We start from the raw sequence: 3,227 nt of genomic DNA on the forward strand, positions 1-3,227 counted from the left end.
GCAGCAGTTCCTGCACGCCGTAGGCGGCGACCAGGTCGCGCAGGCGCGGCGGCCAGTGGGTCACGCTCAGCGAGCGCCCGGCGCGCTGGGCCTCGCGCCGCAGCTCCAGCAGCAGGGCCACCGCGGACGAGTCGAAGCTGCGCAGCCCGCCGGCGTCGACGGTGAAGGCGCCGCCCGGCTGCGCGGCCAGCGCGCGGCGCAGGCTGTCCAGCGTGGCCGCGGCCTCCGCTGTCGTCAGCCGCTCGGGCAGGCGGGCCTCGCCCATCAGTTGGTTTTGGCGGTGGCGCCGCCAGCCTTGTTGCGCTGCGCCAGGGTTTGGATCAGGCCGTCGATGCCCTTGGCGTTGATCTCCTGGGCGAACTGGGTGCGGTAGGTCTCCACCAGCCACAGGCCCAGCACGTTGAGGTCGTAGATCTTCCAGCCGTCGCCGGCCTTTTCCATGCGGTAGTCGAGCTGGATGGGCTCGCCGCGGCCACGCACCTCGGATCGCACCACCACCTCGGTATCACCGGGCTGCATGCGCAGGGGCTTGAAGCTGAGGGTCTGGTCGCGCACCTCGCTCAGGGCCCCGGAGTAGGTGCGCACCAGCAGGGACTTGAATTCGGCCTGCAGGCGCTGCTGCTGCTCGGGCGTGGCCTGGCGCCAGTGGCGCCCCACGGCGGAGGCGGTCATGCGCGTGAAATTCACGTTCGGCATGATCTTTTCGTCCACCACGGCCATGATGCGGTCGATGTTGCCGGCCTTGATGGCGGGATCGGCCTTGATCAGGTCGAGCACCTCGGTGGACAGGCGCTTGACCATGGCGTCGGGGGCCTCGGCGGCGCGGGCGGGCAAGGTGAAGGCGGTCAGGGCCAGCGCGATGCCGGCCAGCCAGGAACGTCGGTGCAGAAAAATCATGAAAGTCCTTTCCAAGGCTCGTGGCCTGAGTGACCGCATTGTGGCCAGGCGGTGCACCTCGAATGTGACGGGTTCGCGAGGGATCGTGACGAGGCGTTTCAGCAGCGAGCGCCCACTATCGCCTTATTCCCCATCGCCCGTGCCAATGCCTTTGTCGATCATGTCGTCGATCTGGCGCTGGCGGCGGCCCAGGTAGAAGTCGCGCATGAGGCTGTACTTGTCGAGCGCGGCGCCCTCGAACAACTCGCCGGCGCGCAGCAGGCCGGCGCGCGTGTCCACCACGCGCAAGGCATAGAGGGAATTGCGCGTGGGAATGTGGTTGACATGGTCCACCAGATCGCCCTCCCAGTCCACCACCAGGCCACCGGTGTCGCGCACGGTGGACGGGCCAAAGAACGGCAACACCACATAGGCGCCCGACGGCACGCCCCAGCGGCCCAGGGTCTGGCCGAAGTCGATGCGCGTGCGCGGAATGCCGGCCTCGCCGGCGATGTCGAGCAAACCGCCGAAGCCCAGCACGGTGTTGACGCCGAAACGCAGCAGGTTGTCGGCGGTTTCGCGCGGGCGCAGCTGCAAGCCGGCGTTGACGGCGGACCATAGGTCGCCCAGGTTGCTGAAGAAGTTGTTGACCCCGGTGCGCACCGGGCTGGGCGTGATGTCGACGTAGGCCGTGGCCACGGGCTTGAGCACCGCCGTGTCGATCGCGTCGTTGAAGCGGTAGACGCCGCGGTTCAAGGGCTCCAGTGGGTCCTTCGGGTCGGCGTCGGGGCCGGTGGCGCAGCCGGCCAGCAGCACCAGGGCGGCGGCCACCGCCAGCGCGGGGCGGGGGGTGGAACGTGCGGGGGTCATCGGGTCTCCCAGTCGTGGACTGCTCTTTGTTTATTGGGCGCCGGGTTCGGATTTCTTTTCGCCACCTTCGGCCGCCCGACTGAACAGGAACTGGCCGATCAGGTTTTCCAGCACCAGGGCCGACTGCGTCTGCGTGACCAGGGCGCCATCGGCCAAGTTCTCCGGGTCGCCGCCGGGCTCGATGCCCACGTACTGCTCGCCGAGCAGGCCACTGGTGAGGATCTTCATGGAGCTGTCGCGCGGGAAGGCGTAGCGCTTCTGCAGCGTCAGCCCGACGCTGGCCTGGAAGGTCTTGTCGTCGAAGCCGATGGTCTCGACCCGCCCCACCACCACCCCGGCCGAGCGCACGGCCGCGCCGGTCTTCAAGCCGCCCGCGTTGTCAAAACGCGCCGTGACGCGGTAGGTGGGCTCGAAGCTGATCTGCAGCAGGTTGGCCGACTGCAGCGCGAGAAACAGGATGGCCGCGCCGCCAATGAGCACGAACAGGCCAACCCAGAAATCGTTCTTGGAAGAGGTCATGGTCTTTCTCCGACGCATCCTCAGATGCTGAACATCATGGCGGTAAGCACGAAATCGAGGCCCAGCACCGTGAGAGAGGCCATGACCACCGTGCGGGTGGTGGCGCGCGATACGCCCTCGGGCGTGGGCTGGGCCAGGTAGCCCTGCAGCAGCGCGATGAAGGTCACGGCGAAGCCGAACACGGCGCTCTTGATGACGCCATTGCCAACGTCGTCCCAGACGTCCACCCCACCCTGCATCTGGCTCCAGAAAGCGCCGCCGTCCAGGCCGATGAGGCCCACGCCGACGACCCAGCCGCCGATCACGCCGACCGCACTGAACACGGCCGCCAGCAAGGGCATGGTGATGACACCGGCCCAGAAACGCGGCGCGAGCACGCGGCGCACCGGGTCCACGGCCATCATCTCCATGGCGCTGAGCTGTTCGCCGGCCTTCATGAGGCCGATCTCGGCCGTGAGCGAGGTGCCCGCGCGGCCGGCGAACAGCAGCGCGCTCACCACGGGGCCCAGTTCGCGCACCAGCGACAGCGCCACCAGCAGGCCCAGGGCTTCGGTGGCGCCGTAGATGCGCAGCGTGTAGTAGCCCTGCAGGCCCAGCACGAAGCCCACGAACAGGCCCGAGACGCCAATGATGGACAGCGAGCGGTTGCCCAGGAAGTGGATCTGGTCGCGCACCAGGCCGAAGCGGCGCAGCGCCGCCCCGCCCAGGAGCAGCAGGCGCAGGAACAGCCGCGCGCCATGGCCCAGCGCGATGATGTGCTGGCGCACGGCGCGGCCGACATGGGCGGGGTGGAGTGCCTTGAGCATCAGGCGGCTCCGTTGCCGAAGTCCTCGGCCAGCGCGGGCGCGGGGTGGTGGAAGCGCACGGGGCCGTCGGCCCGGGCGTTGACGAACTGCGCCACCAGCGGGTCGGTGCTGTGGCGCACCTCGTCGGGCGTGCCCTGGGCGGCGATCTTGCCGTTG

Annotated in this window: 5 protein-coding genes and 1 pseudogene; all 6 read right to left on the minus strand. The window is 68.9% G+C overall.

All coding sequences use genetic code 11. From position 1 onward, the window contains the following. A partial coding sequence (locus tag BGO22_RS05640; RefSeq protein ID WP_286849596.1) for an STAS domain-containing protein occupies nt 1-265 on the minus strand: 265 nt, incomplete at its 3' end. Beyond that, the gene (locus BGO22_RS05645) at nt 265-897 is read right to left on the minus strand and encodes an MlaC/ttg2D family ABC transporter substrate-binding protein (RefSeq protein ID WP_070399150.1); all 633 of its coding nucleotides are present in this window, start codon (nt 895-897) and stop codon (nt 265-267) included. The genes BGO22_RS05640 and BGO22_RS05645, both read right to left, overlap by 1 nt. A gap of 123 nt (nt 898-1,020) precedes the next feature. Then, nucleotides 1,021-1,746 carry an MlaA family lipoprotein gene (locus tag BGO22_RS05650; protein ID WP_204744273.1) on the minus strand — a complete coding sequence of 242 codons (726 nt, stop codon included), beginning with the start codon at nt 1,744-1,746 and terminating at the stop codon, nt 1,021-1,023. A gap of 30 nt (nt 1,747-1,776) precedes the next feature. Then, on the minus strand, nt 1,777-2,265 hold the full coding sequence (mlaD, locus tag BGO22_RS05655; protein WP_116958372.1) for an outer membrane lipid asymmetry maintenance protein MlaD: 489 nt from the start codon (nt 2,263-2,265) through the stop codon (nt 1,777-1,779). A 20-nt stretch (nt 2,266-2,285) separates the two neighbouring features. Continuing rightward, a complete protein-coding gene (gene mlaE / locus BGO22_RS05660; RefSeq protein ID WP_286849599.1) occupies nt 2,286-3,071 on the minus strand; it encodes a lipid asymmetry maintenance ABC transporter permease subunit MlaE in 786 nt (261 codons plus the stop codon). After that, nucleotides 3,071-3,227: pseudogene (locus tag BGO22_RS05665) on the minus strand (ABC transporter ATP-binding protein); the annotation flags it as partial. The pseudogene BGO22_RS05665 and the gene mlaE, both read right to left, overlap by 1 nt.

It is taken from the genome of Hydrogenophaga sp. 70-12 (genome assembly GCF_001897365.1).
GTDB classification, from domain to species: domain Bacteria; phylum Pseudomonadota; class Gammaproteobacteria; order Burkholderiales; family Burkholderiaceae_C; genus Hydrogenophaga; species Hydrogenophaga borbori.